Origin of the sequence: Brachybacterium sp. GCM10030252 (assembly GCF_042666535.1) — a bacterium.
Classification (GTDB): domain Bacteria; phylum Actinomycetota; class Actinomycetes; order Actinomycetales; family Dermabacteraceae; genus Brachybacterium.
The window spans coordinates 29,239-45,363 of record NZ_JBHTDM010000028.1; the positions used below are offsets into that span (position 1 = coordinate 29,239).

At 68.6% G+C, this 16,125-nt stretch carries 16 protein-coding genes and 2 pseudogenes; 9 read left to right on the plus strand and 9 right to left on the minus strand.

Features of this window, described 5'->3' with window-relative positions:
- Nucleotides 1-126: 126 nt before the first annotated feature.
- Nucleotides 127-855: an SDR family oxidoreductase gene (locus ACFQRJ_RS13230; protein ID WP_377019634.1), complete on the plus strand. Its 729-nt coding sequence runs from the start codon at nt 127-129 to the stop codon at nt 853-855.
- Between the two features lie 8 nt (nt 856-863).
- A complete protein-coding gene (locus tag ACFQRJ_RS13235; protein WP_377019635.1) occupies nt 864-1,589 on the plus strand; it encodes a FadR/GntR family transcriptional regulator in 726 nt (241 codons plus the stop codon).
- Between the two features lie 55 nt (nt 1,590-1,644).
- On the opposite strand, the gene ACFQRJ_RS13240 is transcribed toward ACFQRJ_RS13235, so the two are convergent.
- A complete protein-coding gene (locus tag ACFQRJ_RS13240) occupies nt 1,645-2,556 on the minus strand; it encodes a sugar-binding transcriptional regulator (protein ID WP_377019636.1) in 912 nt (303 codons plus the stop codon).
- Between the two features lie 373 nt (nt 2,557-2,929).
- Between ACFQRJ_RS13240 and ACFQRJ_RS13245 the strand changes: the two genes are divergently transcribed.
- Genes ACFQRJ_RS13245 through ACFQRJ_RS13260 form a run of 4 tightly spaced genes read left to right on the plus strand, consistent with a single transcriptional unit; the run spans nt 2,930 to nt 7,434 of the window.
- Nucleotides 2,930-4,363 (plus strand): sulfatase, encoded by a 1,434-nt coding sequence (locus ACFQRJ_RS13245; protein ID WP_377019637.1) that lies wholly within the window; start codon nt 2,930-2,932, stop codon nt 4,361-4,363.
- A gap of 48 nt (nt 4,364-4,411) precedes the next feature.
- Nucleotides 4,412-5,389 carry a tripartite tricarboxylate transporter substrate binding protein gene (locus ACFQRJ_RS13250; RefSeq protein ID WP_377019638.1) on the plus strand — a complete coding sequence of 326 codons (978 nt, stop codon included), beginning with the start codon at nt 4,412-4,414 and terminating at the stop codon, nt 5,387-5,389.
- Nucleotides 5,382-5,888, plus strand: a complete 507-nt coding sequence (locus ACFQRJ_RS13255; RefSeq protein ID WP_377019640.1) for a tripartite tricarboxylate transporter TctB family protein — start codon at nt 5,382-5,384, stop codon at nt 5,886-5,888. Before ACFQRJ_RS13250 ends, ACFQRJ_RS13255 begins: the two co-directional genes overlap by 8 nt.
- A gap of 49 nt (nt 5,889-5,937) precedes the next feature.
- On the plus strand, nt 5,938-7,434 hold the full coding sequence (locus tag ACFQRJ_RS13260; protein WP_377019641.1) for a tripartite tricarboxylate transporter permease: 1,497 nt from the start codon (nt 5,938-5,940) through the stop codon (nt 7,432-7,434).
- A gap of 21 nt (nt 7,435-7,455) precedes the next feature.
- Here ACFQRJ_RS13260 and ACFQRJ_RS13265 read toward each other — a convergent pair whose 3' ends face one another.
- The 3 genes from ACFQRJ_RS13265 to ACFQRJ_RS13275 form a co-directional block, all read right to left on the minus strand.
- Entirely contained in the window at nt 7,456-8,301 is an 846-nt protein-coding gene (locus ACFQRJ_RS13265) for a polysaccharide lyase family protein (protein ID WP_377019642.1), read from the minus strand.
- A gap of 25 nt (nt 8,302-8,326) precedes the next feature.
- Nucleotides 8,327-9,877 (minus strand): alkaline phosphatase D family protein, encoded by a 1,551-nt coding sequence (locus tag ACFQRJ_RS13270; RefSeq protein WP_377019644.1) that lies wholly within the window; start codon nt 9,875-9,877, stop codon nt 8,327-8,329.
- A 172-nt stretch (nt 9,878-10,049) separates the two neighbouring features.
- Nucleotides 10,050-10,808 carry an SDR family NAD(P)-dependent oxidoreductase gene (locus ACFQRJ_RS13275; protein ID WP_377019645.1) on the minus strand — a complete coding sequence of 253 codons (759 nt, stop codon included), beginning with the start codon at nt 10,806-10,808 and terminating at the stop codon, nt 10,050-10,052.
- A 175-nt stretch (nt 10,809-10,983) separates the two neighbouring features.
- Between ACFQRJ_RS13275 and ACFQRJ_RS13280 the strand changes: the two genes are divergently transcribed.
- Nucleotides 10,984-11,883, plus strand: a complete 900-nt coding sequence (locus ACFQRJ_RS13280; protein WP_377019646.1) for a helix-turn-helix transcriptional regulator — start codon at nt 10,984-10,986, stop codon at nt 11,881-11,883.
- Between the two features lie 66 nt (nt 11,884-11,949).
- Here ACFQRJ_RS13280 and ACFQRJ_RS13285 read toward each other — a convergent pair.
- Nucleotides 11,950-12,377 (minus strand): annotated as a pseudogene (locus tag ACFQRJ_RS13285) (IS3 family transposase); the annotation flags it as partial.
- A 373-nt stretch (nt 12,378-12,750) separates the two neighbouring features.
- Entirely contained in the window at nt 12,751-12,966 is a 216-nt protein-coding gene (locus ACFQRJ_RS13290; RefSeq protein WP_377019647.1) for a dihydrofolate reductase family protein, read from the minus strand.
- Nucleotides 12,967-13,102: 136 nt separating this feature from the next.
- On the opposite strand from ACFQRJ_RS13290, the gene ACFQRJ_RS13295 reads away from it, so the two are divergent.
- Nucleotides 13,103-13,924, plus strand: a complete 822-nt coding sequence (locus ACFQRJ_RS13295; RefSeq protein WP_377019648.1) for a TetR/AcrR family transcriptional regulator — start codon at nt 13,103-13,105, stop codon at nt 13,922-13,924.
- Between the two features lie 81 nt (nt 13,925-14,005).
- Here ACFQRJ_RS13295 and ACFQRJ_RS13300 read toward each other — a convergent pair whose 3' ends face one another.
- Nucleotides 14,006-15,091, minus strand: coding sequence for a hypothetical protein (locus tag ACFQRJ_RS13300; RefSeq protein ID WP_377019649.1), 1,086 nt, complete (start codon nt 15,089-15,091; stop codon nt 14,006-14,008).
- Between the two features lie 252 nt (nt 15,092-15,343).
- Here ACFQRJ_RS13300 and ACFQRJ_RS13305 point away from each other — a divergent pair, with 252 nt between their 5' ends.
- On the plus strand, nt 15,344-15,667 hold the full coding sequence (locus ACFQRJ_RS13305) for a hypothetical protein (protein WP_377019650.1): 324 nt from the start codon (nt 15,344-15,346) through the stop codon (nt 15,665-15,667).
- Between the two features lie 69 nt (nt 15,668-15,736).
- Here the strand turns inward: ACFQRJ_RS13305 and ACFQRJ_RS13310 are convergent.
- Both ACFQRJ_RS13310 and ACFQRJ_RS13315 read right to left on the minus strand, forming a co-directional pair.
- A pseudogene (locus tag ACFQRJ_RS13310) lies at nt 15,737-15,910 on the minus strand (DDE-type integrase/transposase/recombinase); the annotation flags it as partial.
- Nucleotides 15,901-16,035 carry a hypothetical protein gene (locus tag ACFQRJ_RS13315; RefSeq protein WP_377019651.1) on the minus strand — a complete coding sequence of 45 codons (135 nt, stop codon included), beginning with the start codon at nt 16,033-16,035 and terminating at the stop codon, nt 15,901-15,903. The gene ACFQRJ_RS13315 and the pseudogene ACFQRJ_RS13310, both read right to left, overlap by 10 nt.
- Between the last annotated feature and the right edge of the window lie 90 nt (nt 16,036-16,125).

Sequence of the window (16,125 nt, forward strand, 5' to 3'; positions counted from 1 at the left end):
ATACTATTGAGATCGGGCGGGCCACCGGAGTCGCCTCCGCGGCGGCCATGCCCGATCCGCACAGCCCCTGAGCAGCCACATGACAACGGCACAGCCCTGATGACGACGGCACGACGAGGAGACCTCATGACTGGCACAAACGCACCCGCCCTGTGGATCACCGGCGGAGGCAGCGGCATGGGCCGCGCCGTGGCCCGCGCCGCGGCAGCCCTGGGCTGGGCCGTCGCTGTCAGCGGGCGCCGCCGCGAGGTGCTGGACGAGGTGGTCGCCGAGATCGCCGCCGACGGGGGCGAGGCCCTGGCGCTGCCCCTGGATGTGCGCGACACGAGCGCCGTGACCGAAGCCGCCCAGGCCGTCGCGGATCGCTTCGGGAGCCTGGATGCCCTGGTGCTCGCCGCCGGTCAGAACGCGCCGCAGCGCCGCTGGGACGATCAGGACATGGGCGAGTTCGAGCAGATCGTCGGCACCAACCTCACCGCGGTCGCCACCGTCATCGATGCCGCCCTCCCCCACCTGCGTCAGAGCAGCGGCATCGTCGTGGCGATCTCTTCCTACGCGGGCTGGAGCTTCCAGCCGGGCGCGGGCGTGGCCTACTCCGCCTCCAAGACGGCCGTCTCCTCCCTGATCCGCACCCTGAACCAGCAGGAGGCCGCCCACGGCGTGCGCGCCTGCCACCTGTGCCCGGGCGATGTGGCCACCGACTTCCTCGAGCAGCGCCCGCAGGTGCCCGACGCCGCCGCCCGCGCCGTCATGCTCACCCCGGAGGACATCGCCCGCACCGTCAGCTTCGTGCTCGGGTCCCCCGCGCACGTGCGCATCGACGAACTGGTCGTCTCCCCCGTCTCCCAGGCCTGAGCGCGGCGATGGCCGCGGAGTCCACCGCCTTCGAGCGCGCCCTGGATCAGCTGGGCCGTGAGATCGTCGCCGGCGAACTGCCCGCCGGGCACGGTGACACCATCGACGCCCTGGTCCGGCGCACCGGCGCCTCCCGCAGCGTGGTGCGGGAGGTGACGCGGGTGCTCGGCGCGCTGGGCATGCTCAGCGCCGGGCGGCGCGTCGGGCTGCGCGTGCTGGGCCGCGAGCACTGGGACGTGCTGGATCCCCGCGTGATCCGGTGGCGGCTCGAGGGCAGCGAGCGAGCCCAGCAGATCGAGGAGCTGCGGGCTCTGCGACTGGCGGTCGAGCCGGCCGCCGCGGCCGCCGCCGCCCGGGCAGTCCGCAGCGGATCGGCCAGCACGGACGAACTCGAACGCGCCGTCGCCGCGATGCGCTGCGCCGCGGGCAAGCCCGAGGCGACCGCGTTCCTGCAGGCGGACCTCGCCCTGCACGCCGCGGTGCTCGACCTCTCCGCCAACAGCATGTTCGCCCGGTTGCGGGCGGTGATCGACGAGGCCCTGCAGGAGCGGGCCGTGCGGGAGCGGGCCCACCTGCTGCCCGATCCTCACGACCTGCAGCTGCACGTCGAGGTGGCCGGCGCGATCACCGCGGGCGAGGCGGAGGAGGCGGCGGCGGTGATGCGCCGGATCGTCGAGCGGACCTCGCAGGAGGCGGCCGTTCGTACGGACAACACGGAGGGCCGACATGCGTGAGCACTAAGCCAGGCCCTGGGGACTGGCCGCTCCCGCGCGCCTCAGATATCCCGCCTCAGGATCCCAGCAGCGCCCGGGCCAGGGGCTCGTCGGCGATCAGCACGTCCACGAGGCCTCCGCGCACCGCAGCGCGCACAGCGTCGGCGCGATGGGCGCCGGCGCAGGCGCCGATCACCGACGGGATCCCGCGCAGCTGGTCCAGACTCACTCCGAGGATGTGCTCGTCCACGCCCACGTCGATCGCCTGCCCGTCGGCATCGATCACCCGGCCGGAGATGACCGCGGCAGCACCAGCCGCAGCAGTCGCGCTCACCAGCTCCTCCGGCAGCAGGGGCAGGATCGAGGAGCCCTCGCGGGTCCAGGTGCCGATCCCCACCACCGCACGGTCGGCATGCACGGCCCGATCCAGCACTTTCGCGATCTCCGGTGCGCGCCGCAAGGCGGCCGCGGTCTCTCCCGTCGGCGCCACCAACGGTGCATAGATCGGGTGCGCGGTCCCCTCGGCGACGCGGGCGACCTGACGGATCACCTCGACCGAACCCACGCGGTTGCCGGGAAAGGTGAGCGCGCCGGCCAGCTGGACCACATCGCATGGCGCCATGCTGCGCAGCTTCCCCGGTAGCGCTTCGACGATGCGGGACCAGACGATGCCGAGGGTCTCCCCCGCACGCACCGTCTCGGAGAGGTACTCGGCCAGGCCGGAGGCCACCGCGTCGATGCTCGGGGTCAGAGCGGTGCTGGCGCCGCGGTCGACCACGATCACTTCGCTGATGCCCAGGGCGTCCCGGACCTGACCGGCCAGGTCGCGGGCGCCGGGATCGTCATCGGCGACATGGATGGTCACGAGGCCGGAGTCGCGGGCGTCGGCCAGTACGCGCGCGACCTGCCAGCGGCTGAGGCCGGTCTGGCGCGCGATATCGACCTTCGAGCGGTCATGGAGGTAGTAGGCCCGGGCCACGTCGAGCACGAGAGCCCTACTGATCGAGTCGGTCCTGCGCCGTGTATCCACCACGCCCCAACTGTCGCACATTTGAGCACGGCGATGAATGCGCGGTTGCGCGTCGTTCGACACGCTCCTACACTCGCACCACCATCCGAGCAGATTCAATAACGCTCACATGTGCATTACGTCCCCGGGCTCAGAGGAGAGTCCGGAACCCGGTCGCCGTTGTTCACCCGTCGGCCGCCCGCCGGTCCGGCACCGAGGCCACCGGCTCCAGCAGCACCATCCCCGCGGATTCCTCCCCACGAAGCGAACCCACGCGTCACCCATCCCCGTGACCCCGACCCCACGAACCCGACCCATACGCGGCATCAGCCGTCCCGACAGAAAGGACGACATGTCCCAGGACCGTCCCAACATCGTCTTCGTCATCACCGATCAGCAGCGTTTCGACACGATCGCCGCGCTCGGCCACGAGCACGCGATCACTCCGAACCTCGATCGGCTGGCGGATTCCGGCACGTCGTTCACCAACATGTACGTGACCGCGCCGTCCTGCGCGCCCTCGCGCGCGAGCCTGTTCACGGGGCTGTACCCGCACACCACCGGGGTGCTGAAGAACAACGATCCGTGGAGCCATTCCTGGGTGCAGCGACTCGCGGAGACCGGGTACCGCTGCGTGAACGTCGGCAAGATGCACACCTACCCGTACACCGCGAGCCTGGGGTTCCACGAGCGGCACGTGGTCGAGAACAAGGACCGCTCCAATCCCACGCTTCCGTTCTTCCTCGACGAATGGGACAAGGCGTTCCGCGCCCGCGGGTTGGTCAAGCCGGATCGGGCGACCAAGTACCGCGCCCTGGAGGACTACAGCGAGCGGCTGGGCGCCTTCGAGTGGGACTCCCCCGACGACCTGCACGTGGACAACTTCGTCGGCGGGCTGGCAGCACATTGGCTCGATGTCTATCCCGGCGATGAGCCCTTCTTCCTGCAGGTCGGGTTCCCCGGCCCGCACCCGCCGTATGACCCCACCACCTCCGCCCTCGAGCAGTACGACGGCGTCGAGATGCCGCCGGTACACGACTCCCCCGAGGATCGGGAGAGCCAGCCCTACGCGGTGAAAGACCTGATCCGCGACAACCTGGAGGTCGACCACGACGGCATCGTGCACCTGGAGAACCCCACCGCCGACCAGGTCGCCCGCCAGCGCCGCCACTACATGGCCAACGTGACCATGATCGACGAGCAGGTCGGGGAAATCATGGCCGCCCTGGAGCGGCGCGGGGTGCTCGAGGACACCGTCATCATCTTCACCTCGGACCACGGCGACTGCCTCAACGACCACGGCCACATTCAGAAGTGGTCCATGTACGAGCCGAGCGTGCACGTGCCCGCCCTGATCGCCGGACCCGGAATCCGCGAAGGACAGCGGCTCGACGGTTTGACGTCCCTGTTCGATCTGGGGCCGACGGTGCTCGAGCTGGCCGGGATCGCCCCGCCGCAGTGGATGGAGGCCCGTTCCCTGGTCCCGGCCCTGCACGGCCAGGAGTACGCCGGTCGCGAGTACGCCTTCTCCGAGCACGCCCAGGACATGGTGCTGCAGAAGACCGAACTGATGACGATGGTGCGCGACCGCCGCTACAAGCTCGTCGAGTTCATCGACCACGAGGACGGCCAGCTGTTCGACCTCGAGCAGGACCCCCACGAGATGGCCAACCTCTGGGACGTCCCGTCGGCCCGGGCCGAGCGCGATCGACTCTCCGCGGTGGTCTCCCGCTGGCGGGCCGAGAGTGAGCTGCACACCGCCGGCTGGGCAGCCACCGTCCTCTGACCACCGCACGTCCCGCCCCCCATCCACCAGTTACGAAGGAGTAGCGACATGTACCGCAGATCATCCCGAGGCCTGATCGTCCTGGCCGCCACCGCGGCCCTCGCCACCACCACCGCGGGCTGCGCCCAGAACAATGCCTCCGGCGAGGGAGGCTGCGACACCATCACGATGGCCGTGCCCTATCCCCCGGGCGGCAGCTCCGACACCGTAGGCCGGGCTCTCGCGGACGCCGCCACCAAGAACTCCGACGTGCGGGTGGAGGTCACCAACCCCACCGGAGCCAACGGCACCGTCGCCGCGACCGAGATCGCGACGCAGCAGCCCGACCCGTGCCAGGTGATCTACCTGCCCAACGGACCGTTCGCCTCCATGCCGTACTTCCAGGACGTCCAGTTCGAACCCTCGGATTTCCGCGGCATCGCCGCGGTCAACGAGGAGCCCATCCTGCTGGTCGTCAACGCCGACAGCGCCTGGCAGAGCATCGATGACCTGCGCGCCGAGAACGGGCACCGCTTCACCTATGCCAACTCCGGCACCGGCAGCTACACCCAGCTCTCGGTCGCCCAGACGTTCTCCCTGCTGGAGAAGGATGCCGAGGGCATCCCCTTCGACGGCTCCGCCCCGGCGATCACCGCGCTGCTCGGGAACCAGGTCGACGCCGTGGCCGTCCACCCCGGAGAGGCGATGCAGTACCTCGAGTCCGAGGACCTGCGGGCGATCGCCGTGTTCAGCTCCGAGCGCATCGAGGCCCTGCCCGACGTCCCCACCGCGGCGGAGCAGGGCGTGGACGTCGAGCTGTCCGTGTGGAAGGCGCTCTACGCCAACGCCGAGGTTCCCGACGAGGCCGCCGCGAAGCTGGAGGACATCTTCACCCAGGCCCGCGAGTCCGACGGGGTGACCGAGTCCCTGAAGACGCTGTATTCCGAGCCCTCGAGCGTGCCGGCCGACGAGCTGACCGACAACCTCCAGGTGGAGTACGACGAGAACGGGACGACCTTCGCCGAACTGGGCCTGATCGATGAATGAGCAAGCCTCGCACGGCGCGCTACCCGCAGCCGAGCCGATCGACCCGGGAACCGAGGCCGGCGCCGCCCCGCCGCGGCAGCGCGTCCTGAAACCACTGGGCGCCCTGGTCCTCGCGGCGGTCGGGATCGGGGCGATCGCCTGGGCGCTCAGCTTCGGTGTGGGCACACTGCAGCGCCCCGGAGCCGGACTCTGGCCGCTGACGCTGGGCGCGGCGCTGACCGTCGGCTCCGTCATCTTTGTGGTGTTCAACCGCGACGGGAAGGAAGGAGCGTTCGGCCGGGAACAGCTGCACGCACTCCTGGCCGTCGGCTCGATCCTCGCCTTCATCCTGCTCTTCCAGTACGTCCACTTCATCGTGGCTTCGCTGGTGCTGCTGACGGGATGCCAACTGGCCGCCGGCGCCCGCAAGCCGCTTCAGATCGCACTGACCTGTGTGCTCGCGACGGCCGCGGCGTGGGTTCTGTTCTTCGTGATCCTCGGCGTCTCCGCCCCGCTATGACCGCCCACCCCACCGACACACCGACCCTCGAGACTCAGGAGCCACGCTGATGGAAGAGTTCCTGCTGGGCCTATCGACGGCCTTCACCCTGCAGAATCTGCTGATCGTGTTCATCGGGGTCCTGGTGGGCAACCTGATCGGGGTGCTCCCGGGGCTCGGGTCCGCCGGGACCATCGCCCTGCTGCTGCCGATCACGTTCGCGATGCCCCCGGAATCCGCGATCATCATGCTCGCCGGCATCTTCTACGGCTCCGCCTACGGCGGGACCATCACCTCGGTGCTGCTGAAGATCCCCGGCGAGGCCACCACCATCGTGACCACGTTCGACGGATACCAGATGGCCCGGAAGGGACAGGGCGGGGTGGCCCTGGGCATCTCCGCCATCGGGTCCTTCGTGGGCGGGACCGTCGCGATCACCGGACTGCTGTTCCTGGCCGCCCCCATCGCCCGCCTCGCCCTCGGCTTCGGACCCGCCGAGTACGCACTGCTGGCACTGGTGGGCATCGTGCTGGTCGCCTACCTCGCCAACGGCGGACTGCTGCGCGGGGTCGTGGTCGCCGCGGTGGGACTGCTGCTGGCCACCATCGGGACCGACCCCATCGACGGCACGGCCCGGTTCACCCTCGGAGTGCCCGCACTGGCCGGCGGGATCGAGTTCACCGCGGTCGCGATGGGCCTGTTCGGGATCGGCGAGCTGCTGCACACGATCGACGAGAGCAGGCGCAACCCACCCGAGTCCCTCGGCTACGGGCGCGTCCTGCCCCGACGCGCAGAGGTTCGAGCCTCCACCGGCCCCTTCGCCCGCGGCTCGGTGATCGGATTCCTGCTCGGCATCCTGCCCGGTGGCGGCGCCACCATCGCGTCGATGGCGTCCTACGGCGTGGAGAAGCGCATCTCCAAGCACCCTGAGAAGTTCGGCACCGGCACCATCGAGGGCGTCGCCGGGCCCGAGACGGCGAACAACGCCGCCGCGAACTCCTCGTTCATCCCTCTGCTCAGCCTGGGCATCCCGGCGAACACGACGATGGCCGTGATCTTCGGGGCCCTCATGGTCCAGGGCATCACCCCGGGGCCGCAGCTGATCCAGACCCACCCCGAGGTGTTCTGGGGCGTGATCGTCTCGATGTTCATCGGCAACCTCATGCTGCTGGTGCTGAACATCCCGCTGATCCACCTGTTCACCCGGCTGCTCAGCGCCCCGATGCGGTTCCTGGGCCCCCTGACCCTGCTGGTGACCGTTGTCGGCGTGTACAGCGTGAACACCTCGATCTTCGACATCTGGGTGGCCCTGGCGTTCGGCATCCTCGGCTACGTGATGAAGAAGTTCGGCTTCGAGGTGGCTCCGCTGGCTCTCGCCTTCGTGCTCGGGCCGCTGCTGGAGGCTAACGTCCGTCGCAGCCTGCTGCAGTCCGACGGCTCCCTCGGGATCTTCGCTTCCAGCCCGGTGTTCACGATCCTGGTGATCGGCGCGCTGCTGTGGGCGCTGGTGGGCTGGCTGGCACGGCGCCGCGCCGCAGAGCCCGAGAAGGTCCGCGTGGACCACTGAGCCCACGCGGACCGGCACGGCTCACTCCCGCGCGAACAGCCCCACCGCGTCCCACGCGACCCAGCCGCCCTCGACCAGGTGCAGCTCGATGACGTTCTCTCCGGCCTGCAGCGCGTCGGCCGGGATGGCGAACTCGTGGAAGGAGCGCACCAGCGTCGAGCCGGGCACGGTCGCATCGCCCTCGCGGGAGCCGCGAGTGGCGCCGAGCGGCAGGTCGATGTCGCGGATGTGCTGCTCGCCCACGCTGACCGCCAGGGTCCCGCCGAGGCGAGTGGTGTCCACCAGCCAGATCGCCAGGTCGTGGTCGCCTGCCGGGGCCTCATCGAGGGTCACGGTCCAGCGGGCGCGGTAGTCGTGGTTGCCGGCCCAGCCGTCTCCCGGGCCGGGCAGCAGATAGGGCCAGGCGCTGCCGGGCTCGTCGGCGCCCTGCGTGTACTCGATGACCGCATCGGGGTACTGATCCGGGATGCTCGAGTAGGAATCCGGGGCGAAGCGGAACTCGAGGGTGCGGCCATCGAAGCTGCCGATGGTGGCGACCTCGCGGCCGGTCGCGGTGACCGAGGGCTGCGAGGTCGCGGTCAGCGGCTGACTGGGCTTGCCGCGCTCGCCCGCGTCGGAGACAGCCAGGACGGTGTAGGTCCACTCCTCGCCGGCCGCATCCAGGCCGTCGTGGACCAGGCGCGGGTAGACCGTCTTGGCGAGCAGATCCTCCTCACGCGGGGCGGCGGGCGCGCCGGCGCCGCGCACGGCGTAGACGCGGTAGTGGTCGATCAGCGGCTCCCAGGCCAGGGGCTCCCAGATCAGGGTGGTGGTGGCCAGGGCGGGCTCGGCGTGCAGACCGGTGACGGTGGCGGGTCGCGGGCTCATGATGCTGTCTCCTCTCGGGCCCGGGTCACGCCGGGATCAGACGGGGGTCGTCGGCCGGTGTGGTGAAGCGCGCCGAGAGCTGCTTGGGCGCAGTGTCGTCGGCCTCGATCCACTCGACGATGTAGAAGCTGGCGGTCAGCTCCTCGGGCGTCAGGCGCACGTGGAGGTATCCCCGTCGGCCGTCGTAGTGCTTGACGTACTCGTGCTGGGTCCAATCCGAGGTGTAGCCGTCGGTCTCGGCGCCGTCCCCGTCGGAGGCGACGGAGGTGCACACCAGCTCCACGCCGATGGTCTCGGCATCAGGATCGGTGAAATCGGCCCGCAGCTCGGCGGCGACGTGCTTGTGGATGTCGCCGGTGAGCATCACGGGGTTGGAGCTGGCGGCCATCGCATCCAGCAGCCGCTGCCGAGCGGCTGGGTAGCCGTCCCACATGTCGGTGCGGTCCTCGCTGATCGCAGTGAGCACCACGCCGTTGGCCAGCAGGTTCCACGACGCCTCGGACTCCTCGAGGCGCCCGGTGACCCACTGCTCCTGGTCAGCGCCGAGGATCGTGCGGTCCTGCGCGTACTGCTCCTCGGCGCTCTCGGGCACGGGGTCGCGGAACTGGCGGGAATCCAGCAGGGAGAAGCGGGCCAGGGAGCCCACGTCGAAGCCGGCCGTGATGTCCGTATCCGGCCCGTCGGGCAGAGCCGCCAGGTCCAGCGGCATGTTCTCGTAGAAGGCGCGGTAGGCCACGGCGATGCGGTAGGTGAACAGCTCCGGCGGGATCGCGTAGGCGGAGGTGTCCGCGATGTAGTTGTTCTGGACCTCGTGGTCATCCCACACCGCGACGGCCGGCACGCGGGCGTGGACGGCCTGCAGGTGCGGATCGGACTTGAACAGGGCGTAGCGCAGCCGGTACTGCTCGAGCGTCTCGATCTCCACGCCGTGCGCCGCGGAGACCTCGGCGCCCTGGCGCCACAGGTTCGACTCGGTGATGCCGTACTCGTAGATGTAGTCGCCGACGAAGACCACCAGGTCAAGGTCCTCCTCCGCGGCCAGATGCTTGTGGGCGGTGAAGTGGCCGTGGTACCAGGCCTGGCAAGAGACCACGCCGACGGAGAAGGACTCCACGTCGGCGCCGGCCGCGGGCAGCGTGCGCAGGCGGCCGACAGGGCTGGTCTGCTTGCCGACGAGGAACCGGTAGAAGTACTCCGTCGCGGGCTCGAGCCCCTCAACGCGCGGGTGCACGGAGTGGGCGAGCTCAGGCTGGGCGAGGGCCTGGCCGCGCTGGACGATGTCACTGAACTCGGCGTCGCGAGCCACCTGCCAGCGCACGCTGACGTTGCGCAGCGGCATGTCGCCGTGGCCGTCCTCCGCCAGCGGATCCGGGGCCAGGCGGGTCCACAGCACCGCGCCGTCGGGCCGGGGTGCGCCGCTGGCCACGCCGAGGCCGAAGAGGTCCTCCCGGTGCGGCAGCGGCTCGGCGTCGGCCTCAGGGGCGCTGATGCCGAGGGCGAGCAGGGCGGCCGAGGCGCCGCTGGCCTGCAGCAGGCGGCGGCGGCTGAGCGAGGTGGGCGGGGCAGGTGCCGGCATAGGGTCTCCCGAGCTGGTGTCGTCGTGGCGGTGTGACATCACAGTCAAGCACCCGACGGTTGCTCGCAGTTGAACACCGGAGGACGCGTGGGCGACGCGGCGCCAGGTGCGCCTCGAACCCCCCGTGCGCCGTCCGGGTGGTGCATGAGCGAATCCGGCGGCTTGGCCCAGGTCAGGGCTGATCGGTGGGGCGGATGACGATCTCGTTGACAGCGACGCGCCGCGGGTTGGTGACGATGTAGCCGACGGCGTCGGCGACATCGTCGGTGTGCAATGCCTCGACTTCACCGAATGCGGCGGTGAAGTCGGTGTCGGAGTTGGCCTTGTGCTCGAACAGCTCACTGGCGGTGCGGCCGGGCTCGATGACCGAGAAGCGCAGGTTGCGGGTGGTGTACTCCTGGCGCCAGGCTTCGGTCGCGCCGGTCACTGCGAACTTGGTCGCGTTGTACACAGCGACGGTCGGGGCAGCGAACCTGCCGGCAACAGAGGAGATGTTCACGACGTCGGCAACCGAACGAGGGCCATGCTGCGCCGCCACCAGCAGGTGAGGCAGAGCGGCTTTGGTCACGTACATCAATCCGCGCAGGTTGATGTCGACCATCCGGTCCCACTCGGACAGTGGTGTCTCGTCAGAGGCGCCGTTGAGCATGACGCCTGCGGCGTTGACCAGCGTGTCCAGTCGGCCGAGCGCGGTGACGGTGGTCTCGACGGCGGCGGCTGCCGTGTCGGCGTCGGTCAGGTCAGCGGCGACGACCAGGGCGGTGCCACCGTCGGCGCGCAGCTCGGCGGCAAGCTCTTCGAGCCGGCCGGCGCGCCGGGCGACGAGGGCAACGGAAGCGCCCGCGCCGGCGAGGCGGCGGGCCGCGGCGCGGCCGATGCCGCTGGAGGCTCCGCTGATCATCGCAACGGTTCCGGTGAGGTTCTCAGTCATGGTCGTCCTCCTACGTGGGTGGCATCGGGGAACAGATGCCGGTCTGATCGGTGACGACATCCATGCCATCAGCACGCAGGGGCCAGGGGAACCAGATAGCACGCCGTCTGGCACCTGGTACTCGCACTACCTGCTACACCGGCCAGGGGCTTGAGCGCGACGGCAGACTGGGAGAATGACAACGCTGAACGGATTGCGCGAGTTCCTGACTTCACGCCGGTCACAGATTGATCCGGAGGCTGTCGGTTTACCGCCGTCGCCGGTTCCGCGCCGGCGCCGGGGGCTGCGCCGCGAAGAGGTGGCCGCATTGGCCGGGGTGAGCGTCGACTACTACGCGAGGTTGGAGCAGGGACGCATCGGCAATGTCTCGGACCAGGTCCTCACTGCTATCGAGGACGCGCTGCGGCTCGACCCGCTGGAACGGCAGCACCTGCGCGGCCTTGTCAGCCCGCAGCCTGCACGCCCGCACACGCAGCGAACGGCCAGGCCGCGGGCGCGGGTCGGGATGCGTGCCCTGGTCGACGCCATAGATCCTGTTCCGGCGCTGCTCCAGGGACCGCGCATGGAGATCCTGGCCTGGAACCAGTCAGCCACGATCCTGCTGGCGGACTTCGCCGCCATGCCGGCGCGCGACCGGAATGTTGCCCGATGGCTGTTCCTCGACGCATCCAACCGCACCCGGTACCCGGACTGGGAGGAGGTCGCCGGACCCACCGTTGCCGCGCTGCGGGCGGCGCACAACCCCGCCGAGCCAGATGCGGAGTTGGAGGAGCTGGTCGGCGAGCTGTCGGTGGCGTCGCCGGAGTTCGCCCGGTTCTGGGCGGACTACCGCATGTTCAAGCACGGGCACGGCACCAAGCGCATCTTCCACCCCACCGTCGGGGTGATGACACTCAGCTACGAGACCCTGGAGGTCCCGGAGTCAGGAGGGCAGTTCCTCTCCACCTACACCGCCGACGTCGGCTCGCCCGCGGCGGAGAAGCTCAGCATCCTGATGAGCTGGGGGCGCGGAGCCACCGAGCCCTCTGAGTCCGCCACGCAAAACACTGATGAACAAGACACCTGGCAGTCCTAGTGTCGCGTTGCTGAAGTGGTTGGACGCTTGGCTTTCGTGAGGATCTGACCTGAGGTTGCTGGCTGGGCGCTTCCAGGCGCGGTAGGTCCTCGCAGCGATCTCCAGGCCCTGCTGGCGCAGGACGCGGAGGATCGACTCGACTGCGTAGCCCTCGGCCCTCATCTCGTCGATGAACGCGAGGATCAGCGGCCTCGGGGGTCGAGCTCCCCCGCGAAGAAAATCGAGGCCCGCCGGAGGATCTCGTTGTCCTCCCGGAGCCGCTTGACCTCCGCCTTCAGTCGCTTGACCTCGGCAGACTCCTCACTGGTCACGCCCGGCTTCGTCTCGTTGTCGACGTCAGCCTGGGCCAGCCAGCGCCGCACGGACTCCCGCGAGACGCCTTCCTGGCGGGCGACCGCGGCCGTCGCCGCGGTCAGGGTGGGGTACTCCTGCTGGTGCTCGCGCACGAGCCGCACGCACCTCGCGCGCAGCTGGGGATCGATCTTCTTCGGCATGCTGTCCATCCTTCCGGACTCAAACAGCAGCAGCATCAAACCTGGGCCGGTTCATGACCCTCATGGACTCCAGCTGCACCTCGAGGTCACCGAGGCGATCCGGGCGGGCGATGCGACCCGGTCGCCACGGTGATGCGGCGGGTCGTGGAGTGGATCCCGCAGAGGTGGCCGGGACAGGATCCAGATTCTATAAGGCACTAGCGCGCGTGCAGACCCTGTCTCTAGAAGGGATCTGGAGGGAGGGCGAGGCCGTAGATGGGGCTTGTTCAGCCGTCCGCCGGCGTGATGAAGGCAGCCAAGATTGCGGATTTCAACCGGGACTGCTGCACGGATAGGTGACATCTCGAGGTGCGCCGTCTTCGGATGACGGACCTCAATCAGCCCGTCGATAGTGCATGGCGACCGCGCCGTTGCTGAGCGGCTCCGCCGAGTTCAGATCGAGTCGTCGGGTGCTGGGCAGTCCGTCCTGGTACAGGGTGGGGCCGTGGCCGGCGATCATGGGATGGACGAGGAACGTGTACTCGTCGATCAGATCCAGTCGGTCCAGCTCTGTCGCAAGTTTGCCGCTGCCGACGAGCACGTTGGCCACGCGGCTCTTCGGGAAGCGGCGCTCTGCCGAGGCCGTCTCTCGAGAACGAGCGGCGTTCCGAAATCGGATCCGGTACTCTTCAGTTAGATGAGAACGGACCTCCAGCGGGGCGGGACTGCCTGCCCTCTGAAGCTTCGTGGCAGGTCACCCGGCAGGCGACAGACAGGCTGAAGCATTGAGCACCGTTAAACCGACGACTACGGATCGTGCTGAGCATCCAGGTGGTTCTCCCAAGCGGGAAACGCCTCTGAGCAAGCTTCCACCGGCCGACGCGTCTGAGCCTGCAACGCCGCCACGGTCACCGGGAGCGACGGACCGCAGTCGCCCAGCAGGTGCCCATCACACCTCCCGCGGGGAGGAGGTTCTCGATGGCGCCGCGGAGATGTTCGCCGAGCACGGGTACCACGCCTCGAGCCTGCGAGATATCGCAAGCCATGTGGGTCTGTCTCACCCGGGAATGCTGCATCATTTTGGGTCGAAAGAAGCGCTCTTGAATGCTGTGCTGGATCGGTTAGAAGCGCGCGCGCAGAGTGCCCTCGATCATCTCGACGAGTATTGCACCGACGGTGACGCGCTGCTGCGGGCACTGGCAGAGGTGTGGCATCCGGCGTCTCACCCGATCCAGCTCCTGGCCACTTTGGATGCCGAGGCCGTGAGCAAGGATCTTCCCAGCCGGTTTCGGGTGGCTCGGTTGCATCGGGTGCATGAACACGTGCTCGAGCAGTGCTTTGCCCAGCTCGACGAGAAGTGTCTCCTCCGGGACGGCATCGACCCGCCATTCGCCAGTCGGGCGGTGCTCGCCTTGGTACTTAACCTCGCTGCTCGTGAGGAGACTGTGCGCGCCATGCAGAGCAATCCGCACGACGATGCACCGATGAACGATCTCGCCAAGCTGGTTCGGGCCTTCCTCAAACCTGCCCACGGGGAAGATCCGGCCTCCATCAGCACACAGGCCTGAGCGACGCTGCGGTGACCCGGTGACGGCCGCAATCAGCGCATCAGGTCCGTGCTGAGAATGCTCCTGGGTGAGTCCTGACGTTCATTGCCCCGTCCTGGTCTTCTCGTAGGTGTCGAAGAGCTCACGCCGCTCGTGATACCGCTGGCTGTAGGTGGCCAAGCGCACCGCGTCCTCGTTGTCGAAGTTCGACCCCAGTGCACCTGCCAGAGTGCCCAGAGACGCCGTCAGCCATGCCAGGTCGATGTAGTCGCCCAGGCCGATCGGGTGCATCAACTCGCCGCGGAGATAGCCCGCGTCGATGAGCGCCAGCGACAGCGCGAGCATGACGGCGAAGAGGATGAGATACATCAGCACCACGCTGACTCCCACGGTGATGATCGTGGAGATATTATCCAGGCGCGTCTGCCATATATCGCTCTGCTGGGGCTCACGGTTCCACAAGTTGTTCGACACGATCAGCCAGCTTGTCAGAGCGCCGATGACGAGGACGCTGACCAGCAGCAGGCGGAGGCTCGACAGGGGATCGGCCACGCTCGCCAGGGTCCCGTAGAACACGCCGAAGGCGCCAGATGCGACAGCCACGGTGAAACTTCCGGTCATGGCCGGCAGCAAACGACCCGGGCGGTTGCTGCGCAGCATCCCGGCCAACATGCGCACCGCGCGGAAGCGTCCCGTCAGCATCGTGATCATCAGGTCGTTCTCGTCGGAGGACGGACGCTGCTCGACCTTCACACGACTGACTGCAGCCTCGATGGCCGGCGCGTCCGGGCTTGCAGCGGATGAGGCCGCCCCCACCAGCGTGATCAGCAACTCACGAATCCGCGGGGCAACTCGTACCGCGCCGAGCGGGGGCAGCGAGATCAGCGCGGCGCGGGCATCGGTACTCACTTGGAGCAGCACCGGGTGATCATCAAGGTACCGCGGCAGATCGGTGAGGTAGACGAAGGACTCCCATCCGTGCTCTGCCAGCAACCGTGGCGCGTGCTCGAGCAGCTGAATGGTGCCATCGGGGGCCAGCGGCAGCGCTTCTTCGCTGACCTCCACCCGCCACCGCAGACCAGTTTTGCGGAAAAGCTGTCCGGTCAAGTCGTCGGCGATCGACGCAGCGACACGCTCCGGAACGCCAGGATCGGCACATAAACCAAGGATCGGGGTCGTCGAGTCCATGCCCTCAGCATCGCATCGACACAATTGTCCGCAGCGAGACGGTCCCGGTCCCAGACCCCGCACACGCAGAGGCCCACGCCGCCCGGCATTCCGTTCTGTCGTCGCGATGTCGTACCTACCTCACGGTCGGTGACCATGAACGCGTCGACGCCAGCCTGCACAGCCAGCACCGTACGGTGGGGCTGTCGGCCTCGGGTCGTCACCGGCGGCGGCCAGTCGCCCACCCTCGAAGGACGGACCTCTTTCTCCCTCATGACTCACAACATCTCCGTGATCGTCCGCGCCGAGATCGATAGTAGAGCGATGCGGCTCGTCACCACGGGCTGCCTCACCGAAGAATCCCAGCAGGCGCTGTTCTCCCTGATCCTCAAGGCACGCGATATGCATCCCGCGGGTCAGGTCACCGTCGACCTGACTGAAACGCTCCACATCGACACCACTGGACTGAACCTCCTGCGCGCCGCAGTGGACCACGATGAACACGTAAACCCGGGAGAACCCATATTGTTCCTCATCCCAGACTCCTTGCCGCCCTGCCCAGAGGCTCACGACCTGGAGCCCGTGGGTGTGAAGTAGTGGCTTTCAGCCGCCCACGGACCCCAGTGCTGGAGCCGGGGCCTCCGGGCGCGGGCCTACCAGGGCTCATCGCGGAGGTCTGTCCCGTGGCACGCCCTTGTCCAAGGCCTTTACCGCCAGTCGGGCCTTCATCCGGTCGCTGATGGAGTAGCCGAGGATCCCGCGAGAGAACACGTCCTTGATCGCGCAGAGGTAGAGCTTGCCCTCGTCGGTCCAGTGCTCGGTGATATCGGTCAGCCACAAGAGGATTTTCCCGGCAGGTTCGCCTGCGAGAGGTAGGCGGCCGCGCGGCGCAGGACCTCGTTCTCCTGCTCCAGCGGCCGGATCCGCCGACGCGCATCACCCAGCTCGGACCTGAGTTGATGCATTTGCTTAGTGTCCCGGTTGCCCGGTGATCTGCTCGATGATCGTGGCGGCGTCCTCGGGGATCTGGGGCGGGATCAGTTGGGTGTGATCGC

Excerpts from the sequence above, each read along its gene's own strand:
- ACFQRJ_RS13265 (WP_377019642.1), bottom strand. The coding sequence starts at position 8,301 with ATGAGCCCGCGACCCGCCACCGTCACCGGTCTGCACGCCGAGCCCGCC.
- ACFQRJ_RS13230 (WP_377019634.1), top strand. The coding sequence starts at position 127 with ATGACTGGCACAAACGCACCCGCCCTGTGGATCACCGGCGGAGGCAGC.
- ACFQRJ_RS13250 (WP_377019638.1), top strand. The coding sequence starts at position 4,412 with ATGTACCGCAGATCATCCCGAGGCCTGATCGTCCTGGCCGCCACCGCG.
- ACFQRJ_RS13245 (WP_377019637.1), top strand. The coding sequence starts at position 2,930 with ATGTCCCAGGACCGTCCCAACATCGTCTTCGTCATCACCGATCAGCAG.
- ACFQRJ_RS13270 (WP_377019644.1), bottom strand. The coding sequence starts at position 9,877 with ATGCCGGCACCTGCCCCGCCCACCTCGCTCAGCCGCCGCCGCCTGCTG.
- ACFQRJ_RS13300 (WP_377019649.1), bottom strand. The coding sequence starts at position 15,091 with ATGGACTCGACGACCCCGATCCTTGGTTTATGTGCCGATCCTGGCGTT.
- ACFQRJ_RS13255 (WP_377019640.1), top strand. The coding sequence starts at position 5,382 with ATGAATGAGCAAGCCTCGCACGGCGCGCTACCCGCAGCCGAGCCGATC.
- ACFQRJ_RS13275 (WP_377019645.1), bottom strand. The coding sequence starts at position 10,808 with ATGACTGAGAACCTCACCGGAACCGTTGCGATGATCAGCGGAGCCTCC.
- ACFQRJ_RS13235 (WP_377019635.1), top strand. The coding sequence starts at position 864 with ATGGCCGCGGAGTCCACCGCCTTCGAGCGCGCCCTGGATCAGCTGGGC.
- ACFQRJ_RS13305 (WP_377019650.1), top strand. The coding sequence starts at position 15,344 with ATGACTCACAACATCTCCGTGATCGTCCGCGCCGAGATCGATAGTAGA.
- ACFQRJ_RS13280 (WP_377019646.1), top strand. The coding sequence starts at position 10,984 with ATGACAACGCTGAACGGATTGCGCGAGTTCCTGACTTCACGCCGGTCA.
- ACFQRJ_RS13315 (WP_377019651.1), bottom strand. The coding sequence starts at position 16,035 with ATGCATCAACTCAGGTCCGAGCTGGGTGATGCGCGTCGGCGGATCCGG.
- ACFQRJ_RS13260 (WP_377019641.1), top strand. The coding sequence starts at position 5,938 with ATGGAAGAGTTCCTGCTGGGCCTATCGACGGCCTTCACCCTGCAGAAT.